Below are 19,161 nucleotides of genomic sequence, written 5' to 3' on the forward strand. Positions count from 1 at the left end.
AAACCTCCCCATGTTCGGATCACTCCTTGGCGGCCTTCTGGGCGGCGTGGGCAGTCTATTCGGTGGCAGCGCCACCAAGAAGGCGGCACAGGCCAACCGGGACCAGATCAACCAATATCTCAACCAGGGCACGGCTGCGATAGACACCGGTCAACAGCAGGCCACGGGATATCTGGGACAGGTTGGCGACCTGTGGAAGAATCTGGCGAATGAAAGCGGCGGTCTCTCCGGCCTGAACCTCTATGGCGATGCGCTTGGGGTCAACGGGGATGCCGGCGCACAGCGCGCTCAGAGCGCATTCCAGGTCGATCCGGGCTATCAGTTTCAGCAGCAGCAGGGCCTTGATGCCTTGAACCGGTCGGCGGCAGCGCGCGGGCAGTTGAACAGCGGTCAAACCGGGCTTGATACCCTCACGTTCTCGCAAGGTCTGGCCAACAACTCCTATCAGCAATGGCTGCAGAACCTGAGCGGCTTTGGTGGCCAGCAGGCAGGCATTTATACCGGCGCCACGACAGGGCAGGCGGGAGCGCTGAGCGATCTGGCGAGCAGCGCGACCAACGCAGCCCAGCAGAAGGTCGATCTTTACGGCAATGCGACCAACGGCCTGATGGGCGCGAACAATCAAAAGGCCGCCGGCACTCAGCAGCAGTTGGGTGGACTTGGCGGCTTTGGGCAAGCCCTTGGCAGTCTATTCGGCGCCAAGAGCGGTTCTGGCGCATTTGGTGGGTACCTCTGATGGCGGCGATCAGCTATCCCTCGATCCCGAACTTCTATGACCCGGAAGCGGTCATGCAGGCGACGCAGCGCGGCTATCAGTCGGGCGTCGACTACAAGAACGAAAAGAACGCGCAATCCGCCTTCGGGCAGTATCTGTCCAGCCTCTATGGCCAGCAGCAGGGAGCGCCACAGGGCGTTTCTCCGCAGCCGGCACAGTTCGGGCCATCCGCACCTGTTGGAGCCGTCCAGCGCCAGCCTCTGGCAGCGCCATTGGACCCGGCAAGCGCGCGGGTTGAGGGTGCTTTCGCAGCACAGGGCCAAGGCACGTCACCAACAGCCATAGCCGGCCGTTTCCTGAAGACGGTGAAAGACGGTGGTCTGAACAATCCCTACGCTCTCGCAGCGGTTGCCGCCACGGGCAAGAACGAAAGCGGGTTTGCTCCCGAGCGTGCTTTCGGCACATGGTCCGATCCCAGCCAGTCAGGACAGGCCGGAACGTCCGGCGGCATCATGTCGTGGCGCGGCGATCGGCTGGCAAAGCTTCAGCAGTTCGCTCAGCAGAATGGCGATGACCCAAACAAGCCCAGCCCTGAGATACAGGGCAAATTTCTTCTGGCGGAAGATCCTTCGCTGATCCAGAAGCTGAACGCTGCCCAGTCGCCGGCCGAAGCGCAGCAGATCATGAACCAGGCATGGAAATTCGCCGGCTACGACCAGACCGGCGGCGAGGCTGGCCAGCGCATTGCCGATGCTCAAGCCTATGCGCCTCAGTTCGGCGGCTCCGGTGGTCCTGCACCTTCACAGCAGGCGCTTGAGAGCCTTGCGGTGGGCCAGTCGGCACCGATGGGCAATGCGCCTCAGCAAGCCCCTATGGCCGCTCCGCAGCCGCAACAGGCCGCATCCATCCTTCCCCCGCGTGAAGTCATGGCCGAACTGTTCAAGTCGCCTGGCACCCGCCCGCTGGCCATCCAGCTTGTTCAGGCGGCTCAGGGGCTCAAGCTTGACCAGAATGACCCCGAAAAGCAGATCGCCTATCAGATCGCGGTCGAGAAGCTGAAAGCTCTGCGTGACCCGCAGTCCAAGCTCATCAATGCCGGAGGCGGCTCGATCTACGACCCGAACACGAAACAGTGGATCTCGCCGCCCGAAGGCACAGGGGCGGGCAAAGGCAAGTTCGGCAATAACGTCGTCTGGGGCCAGGATGACGCCGGCAATTGGGTGGCCATGCAACCGTCCAGCGCGGGCGGTTTGGAACTCGCCCCGACGCCGAAAGGCGTAAAGCTCTCGCCTCCCGGAATGTCGAATCTTGACCTCGGGACGCAGTACGGCATGCGCGATCGAAACGGCCAGGTCATCAACACCGTGCCGATCGACAATGCAGGCAAAGCCGCTGCGGCAGCACAGGGCAAGATCGAAGGTGAGGCGAACGCCAACCCGACACGCGTTGCTGCTCAGGCTACACTCGGTTCCACTCTCAGCAGCCTTGACCGGCTGGGCAACGCCGCGCAAGACATCGCGGCGGACCCGTCGCTTGGCAGCATCACGGGTTGGAGAGGACTCATCCCGAACCGCCCCGGCGGCCAGGCTGCAAGCGTCCAAGCCCGACTGAACACCATGAAAACCCAGATCGGGTTCACGGTTCTTCAGGCCATGCGCGATGCATCCAAGACTGGTGGCGCCTTGGGTGCCATCTCCGATCGCGAAAACGAGATGCTGCAAAACGCGTTGGCCTCTCTCGACCAGGCGCAGTCGGAGGATGATCTCAAGCGCGAGCTTGGCAAGATCACCGACTATGTGCAGGGTGCCAAACAGAGGCTGCAAAGCGCATATGAGCAGACATATGGAGGGCAACCTCAAGGCTCTGGGACCACGCAGCCTGCCGGGGACGGCTGGCAGGACCTTGGCAACGGTATTCGCGTGAGGAAGGTCCAGTAATGGCCCGTTTCCAGTTCGATACGCCGCAAGGCCGCTTCGAGGTCGAGGCACCGGATCAGGAAAGCGCTATCGGTGCGCTGAAGGGTATGCAGCAGCCTCCTCAGCAGGACAAGGCGCCCATCCAGTCGCCGGCTGGACCTGAGCCACAGCAGCCACAGCAGACCTATGGCGGCGCGCTTAACACATGGCTTGACAACGCAATTTCGGGCATCCCGATCGTTGGCCCGGCGATCAAGAAGGGCTCCGACTATCTCGGCACCGAGGTCATTGGCCTGGCAACCGGCCAAGACCCGGCACAGATGCGCGCCGATATCGAGGCGAGGCGCGCGCAACGTGACGAGCAATATCCAGCATCCGCCATTTCGGGAAAGCTTGGTGGCGCCATCGCCAGCACAGGCGCTCTCGGGGCGACTGCCGGCGGTGCTGAGGCGCTTGGCGTGACCGGGAATAGTCTGTTGGGGCGCATTCTGGCGTCGGGAGCGTCCAATGCGGCTATTTCAGGAGCCGATACGGTTGCGCGCGGCGGTGACGGGAAGGACGTTCTGAACAGCATGGCGATCGGCGCGGGAACCGGTGCAGCCATCCCGGCGGCCGGTGCGGCGGTTCAAGCCGGTTTGAGTGCAGTCGGGAACCGGATTGCGCCGCTTGTCAACGGGATCATCTCGCCTGTCGGCGAAGCCGAGCGGCGTGTTGGAATGGCTATGGCCAGGGATCAAGCCGCCAACCCCGGCAATCTGGTTAGCGCAGCCGATGAGGCTGTAGCACAACAGGCGGGCGTGCCTCTGCTCAATGCTGATCGCGGCGGCGAAACGACACGAGCTCTCGCTCGATCTGTGGCGAACCAATCGCCAGAGGCCCGCGCCACTATCGACAAGGCGGCGAATGACCGTTTTGCCGGCCAAGGCCAGCGTGCTGCGGATTTCATCCGACAGGTTACCGGTGGGGCCGTGGATGATCTAGGCTATCAACAGGCTATTCGTGACACGGCCAGACTTGTGAACAAGCCTGCCTATAACAAGGCTTTCGCCAGCCCGGCCGCACAGCAAATGTTCAGCCCTGATTTGCAGGAATTGATGCAGTCGCCGGCAGTTCAGCGCGCGGCGCGCATGGCGGTCGGTCGAAGCGCTAACCGTGGCGCTGTCGACGGCTTCAAAGCTGTGGAAAACCCATTCCACCAAGCGCCCGACGGCACTTTCAAGCTGAAGCAGACGGCGGACGGCAAGTTGGTGGCGCCAACACTCCAATTTTGGGATCAGGTAAAGCGCAACCTGGACAGCGAAATCGGTAAGGCCAGCCGCGCTGGTGACAATACGCTGACCGCAGACCTGACCGCGCTCAAAGGGAAACTGGTTTCAAGCCTCGATGCAGCGGTCCCCGCCTACAAGGCTGCTCGACAGGGTGCGGCTTCGTATTTCGGCGCGGAGGATGCGCTCGACGCCGGCCGCAAGTTCGTCAACACGCCGCGTTCCATTCCAGAGGCAAAGGCGGCCTTTGATAAATTCGCACCGGCAGAGAAAGCAGCCTTTGGCACTGGCTTCGCGTCGGAGCTCATTGATAAGATCGGCGCCATTGACGATCGATCCAATGTCATTTCGCAGGTGTTCAAATCGCCCGCAGCGCGCGCGCAGATCGATCTTGCTCTTGGGCCGCAGAGGGCTCGCCAGATCGAAGCCTATGTGCGAGTTGAGGACTTGGCCGATAGGTTGCGCGGCGCTCTGGGCAATTCGACCACCGCGCGCCAGTTGGCTGAGATGGGCATCGGGGCGGGGGCCGGCTATGCGTTCGGCGGGCAGGACTGGAAAAGTGCGACTGCCGGCGCCGCCCTCGCTGCTGGCGCACGCTACGGGTCAAAACAGATCGATCAGCGCGTGATGCAGCAAGTCGCCAAGATGCTTGCCTCGGATGATCCAAAGATTCTGCAAAGCGCCATCAAACAGGCGGCGGCGAGCCCAACCTACATGAAAGCGCTTGAAGATCTGAGCGGACTATTGGCGGCGCCAGTTCGCGGGACTGCGATAGCGGTCAATCACTGAAGCCAACTCATCACCCACGCGCCGAAACCAAACGCTTCATGAGCTTTTAGCCACCAACCGATCGGGATGATGATGGCGGTGGCGATCAGATAGCTGACGAAGGTCAGCAATTCGTCCTTGTCCATCCCCAGCATATAGCACCCAACACCGAGGTTTTGAAGATGTCCATTCTCTGGGAACGGAGCCTGGTGCCGTGGCTTGATGCAGACGGCGACCCCTACAGCGGTGCAAAAGCCTATTTCTACAGCGCCGGCACGCTGACGCCGATCGTGACGTACACTGATGCCGAGCTGTCGATCCCGAATCCCTTCCCGGTCCCAGCGAACTCCGGCGGGATGTTTCCGCCGATTTTCCTCCCCGATCTGACGATCTACCATCTTCGCATCCAGGATGCCGGCGGCTCGACAATCTGGGATGTGGACAATATCCAGGCGCCTACGACGGTAGTGCCCGCCCCGCCCAGCGGTGGCACGGCGGCGGAATTTCTGCTCAATACTGGAGACCTCAAGTCTGCATGGCGCGCGAGCACGCCTACGGGCTTCGTGCGATGCAACGGGCGAACGATCGGCAATGCGACCTCTGGAGCGACAGAGCGAGCCAACGCTGACACCAGCGCGCTATTCCAGTTCCTGTGGACCGAAGACGCAACACTGACCGTCTCTGGCGGTCGTGGTGCTACTGCCGTTGGCGACTATGCGGCATCAAAGGCGATAAGTTTGCCTGACCTTCGCGGCCGCGCGCTGTTTGGTCTTGACGGCATGGGCGCGGCATCAGCCGGACGCGTCATAAACGGCGACACGACAGGCGGAAATTCCAACGCCCTTGGTGGCTCCGGCGGCGAAAACAGACACGCCCTGCTAACTGCAGAACTGGCGTCTCACACGCATACCGGCACGACGAACAGCGATGGCGCCCACGCCCACAACCTCAATGGCCAGACCGCTTTCGGCGGCGCGGCGAGCTTGGCTGTGTGGGGTAACGGCAACCGCACCGATGGCGGCACGGTCACCCAGACAGCCGGCGCCCATACCCACGCCTTCACTACCGACGCAAGCGGCTCGGGAACGGCGCACAACAACATGCCGCCCTTCGCCCAAGTCCAGTTCTTCATCAAGCTCTGAGGCCGATATATGTCCAAAGGATTTGTTATCACCTCAGGCGAAGATTGGGCAGAAACCGCCCAAGTCACCGATGACACCACAAACGGCCCGCTGACTGACATCGATACGGCACTCATCGAGCTTCAGGTGCAGGACGCCTGCCAGAAGGTCGTGCTGGGCGCATCGAGTGCGGATGGTTCGATCACCAAGCCCGCATCAGGGCAGTTCACATGGCGGTTCACAGCCGCTCAGATGGCCGGTTTGCCATCCGGGGCAACCTACAAAGTCGCCAGCCGCATGACGCTTGGCGGGAAAGTGACCAGCCTGTTTTTGGCTGAGCTGGTCGTTCGGGAAACGGGGTTCACCTGGCAATGACCTTTTCCGTTCGTGTCCAGAAAAATCCGGCCTTCAGCTTGCGGGTGCTGCCGCGCGCCATCCCGTTGGATTCGACGATTGCCATAGGCACCGTAACCACGCTGCCGGCCGGAAGTCTTGCCACCGTCAGCAACGTCGGCACGCCAAGTGCCGCCGTGCTCAATTTCGGACTTCCACAAGGTGCGCTGGGTGCTCCGGGACTCCTCCAGGCTGTCGTTGCCGGCGCCAATATCTCCGTCGACAACACCAACCCGGCAAGCCCGGTTGTCTCCGCTACTGGCCTTCAGCCTCTCGACTCCGATCTGACAGCCATTGCAGCCCTGACGACAACCGCCGCCGGTAGAAATATACTAACGCTCGCGAGCAATGCGGCCATCCGTGACGCCCTTGATGCTCCGGTTTACGTCGCGAACCGCACCGCGCTCGCCGCGCTCAGCGTTGTCAATGACACAGTTGCGATCATTTACAATGAAGGCGGCCGCAACGGAACGTTCCTGTTCTCGTCCAGCAATCTTTCGACTCTGGTTACCGCCGACACCGCTCAGGGTGTCTATGTAGCGCCTGCGAGCGATACCACTGGCGCCAGTGGCGCTTGGGTTCGAAAGAACGACGGCAAGGTCTTTGCTACATGGTTCGGGCTTGATCCGGCCGCAACGGCCACAGCCAACACCACGGCCTTGACTGCTGCTTTTAATTTCGCCCGCACATATACCGGTGCCGTGCATATCCCCTCCGGCGACTACAACCTGAATGCCGTCTCGATCACCATGACCGGCAACTCGGATGCGCTCCACATCACGGGTGACGGCTACGGCAAAACCAATCTGCGGTGGAACAACACCGATGGCATCACTATCACGATGGTGTCCAGCCCGTGGTGGTTCATGGGGGATGCCTCGGGGCCTGGTAACGCGGTAACCGTAAAGGGCCTGTCCTTCATTCAAGGGGCCACCACCGGAGCCGTTGGCAAGGCGCTTGCCGTCAACGGGCAGAACCTTGGGGGTCGCCCAGCCCCGTTCTTTCTGGCTAGCGAATGCGTATTCCGCTCCAACAAATCGGTGACGGCATGGGCCAAGGGCATTGAGCTAACCTCAGTCTCGTCGGCCACGATTGAAAAGACCTACTGGTATGGTGCCCTCTCTACGCCAACGCTAGGGACGTTCATCGATCTCATCGCGTCAGTCGGCAAGGATGCCTCCCCCTACCATATCCGAGGGTGCGAGGCCTACTTCTTTGGCACTGCCGTCAATGCGGGATCATATGTTGAAGGCGTCCACGTCACGGATTGTGACTTTGTGCAAGGCACCTACGGCGTGGTCTGGGACGGCACTACAAGCGGTGGCGAGGCTCAGCTGTGCATGACCGGGTGTCATGTAAACGTCACTACGAGGGGTGTGTGGCTGACCAAGGTTTTCTGGAGTCAGATCACCAGCAACCTGTTCTTCATATCTGGTACGGATCAGATCGCTATCCATCTGGTTGACAGTTCCTCGACCACCATCTCCGGCAATGCTACGTCGGTGGCTGGGACGAATGGTACTGGCGTCAACATGCAGGCTGTCACGTACCCGGCCGGGAACTATTCGGTGCGTGCGTCAACCATCACCAATAACGTGTTCGAAGATGGCGGCATAGGTGTAAGTCTAAGTGCAAACGTCAGGAACGTCACCGTCGCAAACAACAAATGCGACGATGGTACGACCTCGGAAGTGATCGACGTGTCCGGGCTAAACTACGTTTACGACAGCAAGCGCACCGCTATTGTACCGGTTGCTACCGGCACCGCAACTGCTGGCGCGGGCACCTACACGGTTCAGTCTGGTTGGCATAAGCGCTGCGGCGACCATGTGGAGTTCAGTCTACAGCTTACGTGGACGGCACACACAGGGACGGGCTCAATGCGCGTCTCATGGCCTAGCATGTACACCCCATCCTCTGTACCAGCGGGAAGTGCGTGTGCCTTCTACTGCACCGACCTGACGTTTACCGGCGTTCCGCAGGCTGTCATCGGTAGCGGTAACGCGTCGATCATTCTACGTCAGGCCACCACAGGCGGCGCGGCCAGTGACATCCCGGTTGACGCTTCGGCGTGCACCATGATCATAAGCGGGAAGTATCCGATCGGTGCCTAGGCATAGCTATATATCCACCGCCGCGCAGGCTTTTCGATGAACATGAAGGAGAGCCATGACACGGCAGTGGTGACGACCAGCGCCACGGCCATGAGTAACAGCGGGGCTGTCTTGTAGATAGGCAGTTCCCGCAGGACGAAGTGCACCGGCATGTGCAGCAAGTATACGGAGTAGCTAATCGTGCCAAGGAAGATGGCCAGTCGACTGCCCAGTATACGTGTGGCCCACCGCGAGTTGATCACAAGTAGGACCGTTGTCGGGACCAGCAGCATATATGCCGATGACCCCCACATCCCTGTTGGCTTAAAGCCTAGGGCCACGCTCACCTCAGGCAGCGCAACGACCAGCCCGATAAATGCTGGGATGACCAAAAACTCTATCAGGCGTGCGTAAGGCACCGTGATCATGGACAGTACAAGGCCAGCCGCGAAGTACGGCAGGAACGATTGGAGCAGGACCGGTGTCTCTAGCCAGAACGCCTGGTTCAAGGCGGCAACAACGAGCAGCAGCAGAATGGTCGTGTTACCGATCTTGCTGAATGCCCACCATATGGCCGGGAACAGCGCGTAGAATTGGACCTCGGCGGGGATTGTCCAGAGCACGTTGGCGCCGCGCCAGAACAGCAGGTAGCTCCACACGTTGCCGATGTAATAGAACGGCCAGACGCTACGGGTGTTGGCTACGAGGGGAAGCGCAAAGCTCACCAGAACCACGACGTAGTAGAGCGGCACAACGCGGGCGATGCGCTTGACGTAGAAGGAGCGGATGTTCTCCAACGTGAAGGGCGAATGCATGTACAGCTCGCCCATGAGGAAGCCGGATATCACAAAGAACAGCATCACGCCGACTTGGCCCGCGAGATGCAGCGCCCCCAAGATCGATTGGCCTGGATAGGCGACAGGCGACGCCGACCCGATGTAGTGGGAAACGACCACCGTATAAGCCGCCAGCCCTCGAAGACCGTCGAGCGCCACGTATCTCTGGATTGTTTTGGTTGGGGTCTCTGTTCCGACCGCTTTCAGCATGGTCGGTCTCTACCTGAAGACGAGGTATCCAGCAACCCGCAAGTAAACCTGCGCGTGTGCTAATTGGGCTTCCTCAATACGTTCAACACTACATCAGCATCGTTAGCTGAGCCAGGCTTCAGCACTTCCCAAACGCCATCTGACCGCTTGAGCACACCGCCGTCAAAGGTGTGGATCTCGCCGGCTTTCTCGACCACCTCAGCCCGGTAGGCTTCGCGCAATTCCAGCCACGGCTTTGGCAGGCTGAACCAGTCACCTTTTTTCATAGAAGGGATACCCTAATGGACCTGAAGACGGGCGACACCCGGCTTATCATAGACGCGTGCAAAGCGGATGGCTTGCAACGCAGCCAAGCGGCCTATGTGCTGGCCACGGCATATCACGAGACGGCCCATACCGTGAAGCCGATCTATGAGCGCGGGGCAAAGGCATACTTCAACAAATACAAGCCGGGAACCAAGATCGGGAAGGCGCTTGGCAATTCTGTCAAGGGCGACGGCTATCTGTTCCGGGGCAGGGGCTACGTCCAGCTGACGGGCCGCGCAAATTACGCCAGAGCAGGGAAAGAGCTTGCCATTGACCTGCTCCGGCAACCCGACTTGGCGCTGCTCTCAGCGAACGCCGCGCAGATCATCGTCCTCGGCATGGTCGAAGGGTGGTTCACCGGCAAGAAGCTGTCCGACTATATCAACTCGGCCAAATCGGATTTCGCCAACGCGAGGCGCGTCATCAATGGCACGGACAAGGCAGATCTGATCGCCGGCTATGCCAAGCAGTACGATACGCTGTTGATCGCCGATGGTTATGGCATCGCCGCGCCGCAGGAAGCCACACCAGCACCCGTTCAGCCTGCTCCGGTCCCACCGGAGCCGGAAGCGCCTGCCGCCGCTCCTGTGGCCCCGCAGCCAGCACAACGGGAGCCGCAGCCTTTGCCTCCTCCCGCCAGCAAGAAACCAGCCGCAGCTGGCATCGTCATCCTGATCGGTGCGGCTATTGCCGGATTTTGGCACCACATCGTCAACGCCTTCTGGAGCATCTTCTGATGAAATGGCTCAATACCAACTCAGTTCACAACGCAATCAATATCCTGATCACCCTTGTGGCTGGTGGCGCGCTTGCCGGATTCGACTGGACGCTGTTCGGCGTCGGGGACAGCGTGGCGCTGAAAATCACCGGCGGCCTGGCGCTGCTGAAACTCATCATCAACGCGGTTCGTGATGGCCCGGCCGGCATGGTCGCGCCGCCACCGCCAGCAGAGGAGAAGTGAAAATGATCAACGGCCTTATCGCATTGCTCATAGCCGTCATTGTCGTCGGCATCATCGCTTGGTTGGTCACGTACATCATCGACATGCTGCCGATCGATGGCCCGTTCAAACAGATCGCCAAGGTTCTGGTGTTGCTGGTGGCGTTGCTCATCATCCTGTTGAAGGCGTTGCCCTTGCTCGGGCTGGGTGGCGCGTTGTGACCGCGCTGCTCCTCCAGTTCTGGCCCTATCTGCTGGCAGGCGCCGCCGCTCTTGCTGCGCTCTGGAAAGCCTACTCGGCAGGCGCGGCCAAGAACCAGGCGAAGCATGATGAGGCCGACGCTGCCGCACGCAGCCAGAGCCAGAAGATCGATGACGCAGTGGCAAGCAGACTGCCAGATGACAATCGCGCGAGGCTGGATAGATGGTCAAAGTCCTGACGCTGGCACTCTTGCTTGTCGCTGCCGGCTGCACCACGACTGGTGGCAGCTTCTGCGCCGTCGAGCATCCCATTCGTCCCACGAAGGCCGAAGTCGCAACGCTCTCCGATGCTTCGGTCGCGGCGATCCTGGCTCACGATGAAAAGGGCGCCACCCTGTGTGGTTGGCGTCCGTAAGCAGCAGTGCATTGCGAAAAGGGCTCCCGGGGCATGATTGAGAATGGCAGTGAGAGAAAACTCCCTCGAAGACTTCTCGATCTTGATGAGGAGACAGTCGGATGGCTGGACAGGCTGACTACCGAAGAACGAACGGCGCTCATCTGGGCAGGACATCTGCCAAAGTACAAGCGGGACCGCCTGGACCTGTTCCTGGCACTCGAGCGGGAGAAGTTCGAAGCCGGCTTTCAGGTCGTCGAGCTGTGGACGAAGGTAAGCTGGATCGCCAGAACGTCGACCAAACTCCTGCTGATCGTGGCGGGGACGCTGGTCGCGATCAATCAGGTGCTCGCCTACTTCGGCTCTTCCGGAGGAAAGCAATGATGCTGCGCCGGTCCTGGGATGGCTTCTGGCGCAAGGTCGACGTGCCGGCGGCAACGGTCTTCATCATGGCCGCTCTGGCCGGTGTGGGGCTGGCCAGTGCTGTTTCCTCGGTGCTGGACAGAGAGCCGCCGACTGCCTTCGAAATGGCCGTAGCCCTGACGCCAAAGGTTCCGCAGGGAGGAGTCCTCGACGTCCAATACATGGTTGTACAGAACCGTTTATGCCCCGCTACGGTTGACCGGTTCATAACCGATGCTGATGGGAACATCCATGTGCCGTCCACCTACACAGTCGGCAAACAGGCGCTGATCGAAGGATATCCGCCGGAGGGACGAGAGAGTTACCATCGATCCGTGACCGTCCCCCTGGCGGCATCCATTGGACCGGCAAAGTACGATGCGCGCTTCACCTACACCTGCAACATCATGCAGAAGCTGGCCTATCCGATCATCGTCGACGCGCCACCGATCCGCTTCATGATTACAGCGGCGCCCGCCTCCGTCGCGCCATTGACGCCAGACCCGTAGTTCCTCCCGAGCGCTTATCCGCTCTACCTATGGCCCTGCTGGCTTCGGCTGGCGGGGCCTTTTGTCGTTTGGGAGGTTGCCGGATTCGATGGAATTTGGTATAAGAATGCTGGGACTTAGCGCGAGTGACTTCGGTCTGTCTGCGGTGCGACGTAGACCCTCGCACGGGTAGCGCGGTCCTTAATATTGCATAGCCGGGGCCGGCCTCTGAGGTTGCCAAGCTTCCTCACGCTCCCCGGCTCAGTCATTGCCTTCCTCCCCGCCGCGCCCAAATATCCCCGGATGCCAACCACCTACATCGTCTCAGCCTACGATACCAAAGAGAAGGTATGGAAGACTGTCCTGGCTACAAGAGATAGAGATGAAGCAGAAGCCATGAAGGCGGCTATGGAACAGGATTCGGTGAAGGCGCGGATTGAGACGTTTCCGAGATGGAAGATGCGGTAGCGCCGAACTGGATGGCTCCAGCCGCGCGCCCAGTTCCGCCGCAGTGGCCACATGCGGGGCTGTCAGGGCCACCCATAATGCCGTGATGACCGCATGTCCCATTGCAGTGCTCGCATATCGCGGCTTCTGGCACTTCGGGCTTCCAGACGCCAGCCTTCCGCAGAACCTTTAGTTTCTCACGCTCTGCTTGCGCGGCGCGGTCAAGGCTGAGCCTGAGCGCGTCCATCAGGCGAACAACCGTAGTGAAGCCAGGATCGCGGACCTTCCCGGTTTCAATCTGCGAAATAAGCGCGTTCGAAACGCCGCTGGCCTTTTCCAGATCGCGCAGGGTCCAGCCCTTGATCTCGCGGGCTATGCCGATAAGTTCACCTAGCCTCATAGTTTCCCCCTTTAGGACCGGCGGGTAGGCGGCAATGCTCGCCTTGATCGGCATGGCAATTGAGGCATTCACCCATACCGCCGACGAGTTGCGTTTCGCAGCGACGGGGAGGATGGGTGCATGAGCCGTCACAATCACCGGGGTAGTAGCAAGTGCATCGGCCATCTTTCTCACGCTCCTGTTCAGGCGTGATGTCACAATATCCGCTGTCAATGAGGTGATCGCCGAAGGTGATGCCCATTGCCTTCTCCTTTGCCGAAGTATATCTTATTCCATTGAAAACGCTATGAAATTCGTCAAAAAGCTCCCAGCCAAACCAGCACCTGATAAACCACCCCGATAGGCAGGCCTACAGCCACTATCAACAGGATCAGGGAAACGTCTCCGGGAAAGCGGCTCATGCTCGCTCAGATTCCTTGTGCGCTACGCCGCCGAAATTCATCAGGTTGTAGTATCCGCGTAGATAGCTCTCATCCTCTGTGTTCGTGACATAGCTGTTGAAATGTACCGTCATCTCCCATACACGACGGTCAACGACAGTGACTTCCGACCAGTGCCAGCCGAAGACAGGGAAGTCGTCGTTCAAATAGCACTGGATCGCATAGAGCCGCTGCTGACCGTCGATCAGCAGATTATCGAAGGGAGAACCCATATCCGCCTGGTTGTAGGTGTATGTCCCAAGGCTGATGCCGCGCCAAGCGCTTTCGATGAAGGAGATCTTCTGCGCATCGGACCACACCAGACCGCGCTGCCATGTTGGCAAGCAGTAGCCCATGACAGTGCGCAGCCCGAGCGGATTTACACCTCTAGGGTTTTCCTTCCATTCTCGTAACTGCATCATTGGCGATGCCATCACTGAGGCGAAATGCCGGCCGAGGTTTATACGTTCAGGCATCTTGCGGCTTGCGGTCATCTCAGAGACGAATGTCCCCGGTGACAAAAACTGCACGAAATGCTTTTCCATTGTCATCTCCTATCGGCTGTGCCGGTTTTCGTGCGTCCGATGTCCACTGATTGTTCTCGTATTTCCGAGATTTCTCAGGTGACATAATGCAGGAAAATCAATGGGATGGCTTGGCTGGGGAACCTGGATTCGAACCAGGACTAACGGAGTCAGAGTCCGTGGGTCTACCGTTAACCTATTCCCCAGCAGGCGCGGTATGAACCGCGCGGGCCGAACGGCTGAGCCGCTTGAGCGCTGCCTTGTAGCCACCAGCGGAAAATAGTCAAGCCTGCTCTGCGGTTCAATCGCTACGTTTTGACAGCTGGGTTTCATACGCCGGGGTTCAGGTGCGCGGGGGCGGGCACAAAATCCAATCCGCGCCTCAGCTCTCCGTCCGACTGAACTGCGAACGCTCGAAGAACAGCACCACGCCCAGGCCCAGAATCAGCGGGATGATCAGGTAAAACAGCCGGAACACCAGCAGCGCCGCCAGCACGCCGACCGGCTCCATGTCGGAAAGCCCGGTGAGGAACACCACCTCGAACACGCCAAGGCCGCCCGGTGCGTGCGAGATCTGGGCGACCGAGAAGGAGACGAGGAAGACGCCGAGCACGACGAAATAGCCGGGATTGTGCGCCTCGGGCAGGGCGAAGAAGATGATCGCCGCGGCGGCAATCAGTTCGATCGGGCCGATCAGCAATTGCCTGGCGACGATCGGCAGTGCCGGATAGTGCAGTTGGAATCTGGCGATCTTCAACGGGCGCAAATGCAGCCAGCTGCCGAAGATGTAGGCGGCGACGAGGAGCAGCATCGCGATGCCCGCCGCTTCCGACAGGCCATGATGGGCGATGCCAGAGAAGCGATCGATGATCTGAGGCTCGAACACCAGCACGAGGCCGGAGGCGAGAATCGTCGACAGCACGAAGGTGATCCAGCAGATCGCCACCAGCACGCCGACATCCTGACCGGTCAGCCCCCTGGTGCCATAGGCGCGGTAGCGGATGACAGCGCCCGAAAACACCGATCCGCCGATATTGTGCGACAGCGCATAGGTGGTGAAGGAGCAAAGGGTCACGAACAGCCACGACACACGCTTGCCGATATGCAGCAGTGCGATGTGGTCGTAGCCGGCGAGCGCGGCATAGGCGATGACGGAACTCAGCGCCGCCAGCACCCAGCCGCGGGTTGGGATGGCGGCGAGCCCATCCCAGACATCGTCGAGCGAAATACCGCGCAGTTCATGCCAGAGCAGCAGCAGCGAGAAGATCACCGCGGCGATGCCGACGACCGGCCAGAAATAGCGTTTCCAGTTCATTGCCTGACTGCCATGCGCTGCGTGCCCGCGTCCTTTTCGCTCGATGGTGGGAGGCCGGCTGCCCGGTGACTTCCATTCATTTCAGAAATGCCTCATCGAAGCCGGCTATTCAACCGCGAACACTCGTCGCGCTGGCCGCCGGCAAGATCTGCTCGCACCGAGGCGGCGCAAACGGCGGGGATAACGCATCGGCTTCGACCAGCATTGTCCTCGCCGGCATCCGCGCTACCAGTCCAGCCTTGCCGGTACATTACGCGGTAGCTTAAAAAGGCCGTCCGCGCCCAGCCGGCAAAATTCGGCATGCGGCTCTTGGTGATCGGCCACGGCACTGTTAGTCTGGCGGCAACTTGAAACATGCCAAAGCGCCTGCTGCGTCCTTCACCGGTTCGCGCGGCGCCGGAAGGAACGACAGTGGAAGACCGCGACACCGGCGCAGGCGCGTCGGAGGTGGGCGCGTCCAGCGCTTCCCCAGGGCCATCGGGCTCGGGGACAGCCGGTTGGCAGAAACGCCGCCCGACGGAACCGCGCTCCGCCGGTGGGCAGGCGGGTGACGCGACCCATCACCAGAAGGGCAAGCCCAAGAAGCGGCGCAAGCGAAGGCGCGGGCGCAAGGTTTTTGCGCGCGACGAAACGCAGGGCAATCGAGCGCCGGTGCCAGGCCAGGCTGTTCCGGCTTTGGAAGCGAAGCTGCCGACGGCGCCGGCAGTCTCCCCCACCGCTCCCGCGCCACGCCCCGAACAGGGCACGCGCCGGCCGCCGGTGCATGAGCTGCCGGTCTTCGCGGCCCTTGACCTCGGCACCAACAATTGCCGGCTGCTGGTCGCCGTTCCCACACGGCATGGCCAGTTCCGCGTCATCGACGCCTTCTCACGCATCGTCAGGCTGGGCGAGGGGCTCACCGCCAATGGCCGCCTCGGCCAGCCGGCGATGGATCGCGCCGTCGAGGCGCTGAAGATCTGCGGCGACAAATTGCGCGGCCGCAAGATCAGGAAGGCCAGGCTGATTGCCACCGAAGCCTGCCGCTCGGCGGAGAACGGCGTCGAATTCCTCGAACGCGTCGAGCGCGAGGCCGGCCTGAAGCTCGAGATCATCGACCGCCAGACCGAGGCGCGGCTGGCGGTTTCCGGCTGCGGCTCGCTGGTCGAGCGCGACACGCAGGGCGTCGTCCTGTTCGACATCGGCGGCGGCTCTTCGGAGATCGCGCTGATCGATCTCACTGGCCGCCGTTCGCCGCGGCTCGCCAATCATATCGTCTCGTGGACGTCGCTGCCGGTCGGCGTCGTCTCACTGGCCGAGCGCTTTGGTGGCCGTACCGTGACGCGCGGGATCTTCGACGCCATGGTCGACGACGTCGCCAGCCGTTTGGCGAGCTTCGACGGCCGCGACCGGCTGAGCCACCTCAAGGCCAACCCGAATTTCCATCTGCTGGGCACGTCCGGCACGGTGACGACGTTGGCCGGCGTCCACCTCGATCTCGAGCGTTACGACCGTCGTCGGGTTGACGGGCTGTGGATGGACCGCGACAGCGTCGACCGCATGGTGGAGCGACTGGTCGGCTGGGATTTCCAGCAGCGCTGCGCCAACCCTTGCATTGGCGCCGACCGCGCCGATCTGGTGCTGGCCGGCTGTGCCATCCTCGAAGCGATCCGCGCCGTCTGGCCTTCGGAGCGGCTGCGCGTCGCTGACCGCGGCCTGCGCGAAGGCATATTGAGCGAGCTGATGGCCGATGACGGCGTCTGGCGCAACGATGGGCGTGGCCGTCAATGACCAAGAAACCGGAAAATCCAGGATCGGCCGGCATTCGCGTGCTGAAGACGCGGATCAAGAAAAAGAGCGGCCTGAAGGAATCGTCGCGGCGCTGGCTGCAGCGCCACATCAACGATCCCTATGTCCAGCGCTCGAAGGCTGACGGCTATCGCTCGCGCGCGGCCTACAAGCTGATCGAGATCGACGACAAGCACCATTTGCTGAAGCCCGGCATGAAGGTGATCGACCTCGGTGCCGCCCCCGGCGGCTGGTGCCAGGTCGCGGCCGCGCGCACCAAATCGACGGCGGAAAATCCGCATGTCGTCGGCATCGACTATCTGGAAATGGATGCCGTGCCCGGCGCACCGGTGCTTTTGATGGATTTCCTGGATGCGGATGCGCCGCGCAAGCTCGCCGAGACGTTGGGTGGGAACCCGGATGTCGTGCTGTCCGACATGGCGGCACCAACCACCGGCCACAAGCGCACCGACCACATCCGCACCATGCATCTGTGCGAAGTGGCGGCCGATTTCGCGCTGTCCGTCCTGAAGCCGGGCGGCCATTTCCTCGCCAAGACTTTTCAGGGCGGCGCCGAGAACGAACTGCTGTCCATGCTCAAGAAGAATTTCCGCTCCGTCCACCACGTCAAGCCGCCGGCCTCGCGCGATGAATCGGTCGAGCTTTATCTGTTGGCAAAGGACTTCAAAGGGCGAGAGTCCGTTCCGCCATCAGGCGGATCGGAACGTCCAGTGGACGTTCCGAAGGACTCGAGCGCCCGGAACCATAGCGAAGGGCCGGGGGACGCTGACCGCTGAGCTGGCCCTCACTCGCCCGGCGATCTCGCCGGTTCCAGCGTCTTGGGCGTCGTCAGCCGGCCATGGCCGGAGACGGCATTGCCGGCATCGGGCGCCAGCCGCATGAATAACAGCGACGCCGCCGCCGATACGGCCGCCACGATGAAGAAGGCGATGTGGAAATCGCCCAGCGTCAGCGGGCCGCCATGGATCGAGGTCGAGACTTCCAGGATGCCGCCGGCCAGCGCCACGCCAAGCGCGATCGACAGCTGCTGGAACACCGCCGTAATCGGCGTTGCCTTGCTGGTGTCTTCGGCCGACACTTCGGCATAGGAGAGCGCGTTGACCCCGGTGAAAAACATCGAGCGGATGAAGCCGCCGACCAGCAATATGGCCAACATCAGTGCGTAAGGCGTTTCCGGGGTGAAAAGGCCGTAGATGGCGATCGATGCGGCGGCGACCAGCGAGCCGACGATCAGCACGCGGCGGAATCCGGCGAGGCGAAAAATCAGTGCGGTGACGAATTTCATGCCGATGGCGCCGACCGCCGAGACAAAGGTGATCATGCCGGACTGGAACGGCGTCAGCCCGAAACCGATCTGGAACATCAGCGGCAGCAGGAACGGCACTGCTCCGATGCCGATGCGAAACAGCGAGCCGCCAAGCACCGATGAGCGGAACACCTGGTTGCGGAACAGTTCGAGCGCCAGCAGTGGATTTTTGGCGTGCCGCGCATGCATGAGGTAGAGTGCGCCCGACAGCAGCCCGACCCCCACGGTGATGAATCCGGTCGCAGGCGGCAGATAGGGCAGGCTGACCACCGACAGGCCGAAGACCACGCCGGATGCCGCAAGCCCGCTCAGCACGAAGCCGATGAAATCGAGCGGCGGCGTCTCCATCGATTCGGTTTCCGGCAGGAAGCGCGTCGCCAGCCAGATGCCGACCAGGCCGATCGGCACATTGATCAGGAAGATCCAGTGCCAGGTGAAGTAGGTGGTGATGAAGCCGCCGATCGGCGGGCCGACAAGCGGTCCGACCAGCGCGGGAACGGTCAGCCACGACATGGCGGCGACCAGGTCGCTCTTGGGCGTGGCCCGCACCAGCACCAGGCGCCCGACCGGCGTCATCATGGCGCCGCCAATGCCTTGCAGGAAGCGCGACACCACGAAGGCCGGCAGCGAACCGGACAAGGCGCAGGCGACCGAACCGACGATAAACACCGCAATCGCGGCGCGAAAAATGTTCTTGGCGCCGAAGCGGTCGGCCATCCAGCCGCTGATGGGAATGAAGATCGCCAGCGACACCAGATAGGCCGTCAGTGCCAGCTTGAGCGCGATCGGGCTGGTGTGGATGTCGACGGCGATCGCCGGCAGCGATGTCGCTATGACGGTCGAATCCATGTTTTCCATGAAAAGTGCGACCGCCAGGATCAGCGGAATGGTGCGATTCACGAGCGTGACCGTTTCAAA

22 protein-coding genes and 1 tRNA gene are annotated in these 19,161 nt (G+C 61.3%); 15 read left to right on the forward strand and 8 right to left on the reverse strand.

Features of this window, described 5'->3' with window-relative positions:
- Positions 1 to 10 precede the first annotated feature (10 nt).
- Genes CK227_RS10480 through CK227_RS10490 form a run of 3 tightly spaced genes read left to right on the forward strand, consistent with a single transcriptional unit; the run spans position 11 to position 4,685 of the window.
- A complete protein-coding gene (locus CK227_RS10480; RefSeq protein ID WP_095804171.1) occupies positions 11 to 736 on the forward strand; it encodes a hypothetical protein in 726 nt (241 codons plus the stop codon).
- Positions 736 to 2,652 carry a phage tail tip lysozyme gene (locus tag CK227_RS10485; RefSeq protein ID WP_095804172.1) on the forward strand — a complete coding sequence of 639 codons (1,917 nt, stop codon included), beginning with the start codon at positions 736 to 738 and terminating at the stop codon, positions 2,650 to 2,652. The genes CK227_RS10480 and CK227_RS10485 overlap by 1 nt, the downstream gene beginning before the upstream one ends.
- Positions 2,652 to 4,685: a hypothetical protein gene (locus CK227_RS10490; protein WP_095804173.1), complete on the forward strand. Its 2,034-nt coding sequence runs from the start codon at positions 2,652 to 2,654 to the stop codon at positions 4,683 to 4,685. The genes CK227_RS10485 and CK227_RS10490 overlap by 1 nt, the downstream gene beginning before the upstream one ends.
- On the opposite strand, the gene CK227_RS36680 is transcribed toward CK227_RS10490, so the two are convergent.
- Positions 4,679 to 4,819, reverse strand: a complete 141-nt coding sequence (locus CK227_RS36680) for a hypothetical protein (RefSeq protein ID WP_179302409.1) — start codon at positions 4,817 to 4,819, stop codon at positions 4,679 to 4,681. The two genes, CK227_RS10490 and CK227_RS36680, sit on opposite strands and share 7 nt — an antisense overlap.
- 27 nt (positions 4,820 to 4,846) lie before the next feature.
- On the opposite strand from CK227_RS36680, the gene CK227_RS10495 reads away from it, so the two are divergent.
- The 3 genes from CK227_RS10495 to CK227_RS10505 are packed head-to-tail and all read left to right on the forward strand — an operon-like array spanning position 4,847 to position 8,292.
- Complete coding sequence (locus tag CK227_RS10495; RefSeq protein WP_095804174.1) at positions 4,847 to 5,806, forward strand: hypothetical protein; 960 nt, start codon at positions 4,847 to 4,849, stop codon at positions 5,804 to 5,806.
- A 9-nt stretch (positions 5,807 to 5,815) separates the two neighbouring features.
- A complete protein-coding gene (locus tag CK227_RS10500) occupies positions 5,816 to 6,160 on the forward strand; it encodes a hypothetical protein (RefSeq protein WP_095804175.1) in 345 nt (114 codons plus the stop codon).
- A complete protein-coding gene (locus CK227_RS10505; protein ID WP_095804176.1) occupies positions 6,157 to 8,292 on the forward strand; it encodes a right-handed parallel beta-helix repeat-containing protein in 2,136 nt (711 codons plus the stop codon). The genes CK227_RS10500 and CK227_RS10505 overlap by 4 nt, the downstream gene beginning before the upstream one ends.
- Here the strand turns inward: CK227_RS10505 and CK227_RS10510 are convergent.
- On the reverse strand, positions 8,289 to 9,317 hold the full coding sequence (locus tag CK227_RS10510) for an acyltransferase (protein WP_095804177.1): 1,029 nt from the start codon (positions 9,315 to 9,317) through the stop codon (positions 8,289 to 8,291). The two genes, CK227_RS10505 and CK227_RS10510, sit on opposite strands and share 4 nt — an antisense overlap.
- Before the next feature lie 59 nt (positions 9,318 to 9,376).
- Complete coding sequence (locus CK227_RS10515) at positions 9,377 to 9,583, reverse strand: hypothetical protein (RefSeq protein WP_095804178.1); 207 nt, start codon at positions 9,581 to 9,583, stop codon at positions 9,377 to 9,379.
- Positions 9,584 to 9,598: 15 nt separating this feature from the next.
- On the opposite strand from CK227_RS10515, the gene CK227_RS10520 reads away from it, so the two are divergent.
- From CK227_RS10520 to CK227_RS10550, 7 genes are read left to right on the forward strand one after another with little or no spacing between them, the layout of a single operon-like run.
- Positions 9,599 to 10,360, forward strand: coding sequence for a hypothetical protein (locus CK227_RS10520; protein WP_095804179.1), 762 nt, complete (start codon positions 9,599 to 9,601; stop codon positions 10,358 to 10,360).
- On the forward strand, positions 10,360 to 10,584 hold the full coding sequence (locus tag CK227_RS10525) for a hypothetical protein (protein ID WP_095804180.1): 225 nt from the start codon (positions 10,360 to 10,362) through the stop codon (positions 10,582 to 10,584). The genes CK227_RS10520 and CK227_RS10525 overlap by 1 nt, the downstream gene beginning before the upstream one ends.
- Before the next feature lie 2 nt (positions 10,585 to 10,586).
- Positions 10,587 to 10,784, forward strand: a complete 198-nt coding sequence (locus CK227_RS10530; RefSeq protein ID WP_095804188.1) for a hypothetical protein — start codon at positions 10,587 to 10,589, stop codon at positions 10,782 to 10,784.
- Positions 10,781 to 11,002 carry a hypothetical protein gene (locus tag CK227_RS10535; RefSeq protein ID WP_095804181.1) on the forward strand — a complete coding sequence of 74 codons (222 nt, stop codon included), beginning with the start codon at positions 10,781 to 10,783 and terminating at the stop codon, positions 11,000 to 11,002. Before CK227_RS10530 ends, CK227_RS10535 begins: the two co-directional genes overlap by 4 nt.
- Positions 10,987 to 11,178 carry a hypothetical protein gene (locus CK227_RS10540; protein WP_095804182.1) on the forward strand — a complete coding sequence of 64 codons (192 nt, stop codon included), beginning with the start codon at positions 10,987 to 10,989 and terminating at the stop codon, positions 11,176 to 11,178. The genes CK227_RS10535 and CK227_RS10540 overlap by 16 nt, the downstream gene beginning before the upstream one ends.
- A gap of 33 nt (positions 11,179 to 11,211) precedes the next feature.
- Positions 11,212 to 11,541, forward strand: coding sequence for a hypothetical protein (locus tag CK227_RS10545; protein WP_095804183.1), 330 nt, complete (start codon positions 11,212 to 11,214; stop codon positions 11,539 to 11,541).
- Positions 11,538 to 12,068: a hypothetical protein gene (locus tag CK227_RS10550; RefSeq protein ID WP_095804184.1), complete on the forward strand. Its 531-nt coding sequence runs from the start codon at positions 11,538 to 11,540 to the stop codon at positions 12,066 to 12,068. Before CK227_RS10545 ends, CK227_RS10550 begins: the two co-directional genes overlap by 4 nt.
- Before the next feature lie 385 nt (positions 12,069 to 12,453).
- Here CK227_RS10550 and CK227_RS10555 read toward each other — a convergent pair whose 3' ends face one another.
- From CK227_RS10555 to CK227_RS10570, 4 genes are all read right to left on the reverse strand, one after another.
- The gene (locus CK227_RS10555) at positions 12,454 to 13,059 is read right to left on the reverse strand and encodes a helix-turn-helix transcriptional regulator (RefSeq protein WP_095804185.1); all 606 of its coding nucleotides are present in this window, start codon (positions 13,057 to 13,059) and stop codon (positions 12,454 to 12,456) included.
- A gap of 232 nt (positions 13,060 to 13,291) precedes the next feature.
- The gene (locus CK227_RS10560) at positions 13,292 to 13,858 is read right to left on the reverse strand and encodes a DUF262 domain-containing protein (protein WP_179302410.1); all 567 of its coding nucleotides are present in this window, start codon (positions 13,856 to 13,858) and stop codon (positions 13,292 to 13,294) included.
- A 111-nt stretch (positions 13,859 to 13,969) separates the two neighbouring features.
- Positions 13,970 to 14,043, reverse strand: a tRNA-Gln gene (locus CK227_RS10565).
- A gap of 176 nt (positions 14,044 to 14,219) precedes the next feature.
- Positions 14,220 to 15,152: a lysylphosphatidylglycerol synthase domain-containing protein gene (locus tag CK227_RS10570; protein WP_095770473.1), complete on the reverse strand. Its 933-nt coding sequence runs from the start codon at positions 15,150 to 15,152 to the stop codon at positions 14,220 to 14,222.
- A gap of 411 nt (positions 15,153 to 15,563) precedes the next feature.
- Between CK227_RS10570 and CK227_RS10575 the strand changes: the two genes are divergently transcribed.
- A complete protein-coding gene (locus CK227_RS10575) occupies positions 15,564 to 16,919 on the forward strand; it encodes a Ppx/GppA phosphatase family protein (protein WP_095770901.1) in 1,356 nt (451 codons plus the stop codon).
- On the forward strand, positions 16,916 to 17,713 hold the full coding sequence (locus CK227_RS10580) for an RlmE family RNA methyltransferase (RefSeq protein ID WP_095770472.1): 798 nt from the start codon (positions 16,916 to 16,918) through the stop codon (positions 17,711 to 17,713). Before CK227_RS10575 ends, CK227_RS10580 begins: the two co-directional genes overlap by 4 nt.
- A gap of 8 nt (positions 17,714 to 17,721) precedes the next feature.
- Here CK227_RS10580 and CK227_RS10585 read toward each other — a convergent pair whose 3' ends face one another.
- Positions 17,722 to 19,143: an MFS transporter gene (locus CK227_RS10585; RefSeq protein ID WP_095770471.1), complete on the reverse strand. Its 1,422-nt coding sequence runs from the start codon at positions 19,141 to 19,143 to the stop codon at positions 17,722 to 17,724.
- Positions 19,144 to 19,161: the final 18 nt, after the last annotated feature.

This window comes from Mesorhizobium sp. WSM4308, assembly GCF_002294905.1.
GTDB lineage: Bacteria > Pseudomonadota > Alphaproteobacteria > Rhizobiales > Rhizobiaceae > Mesorhizobium.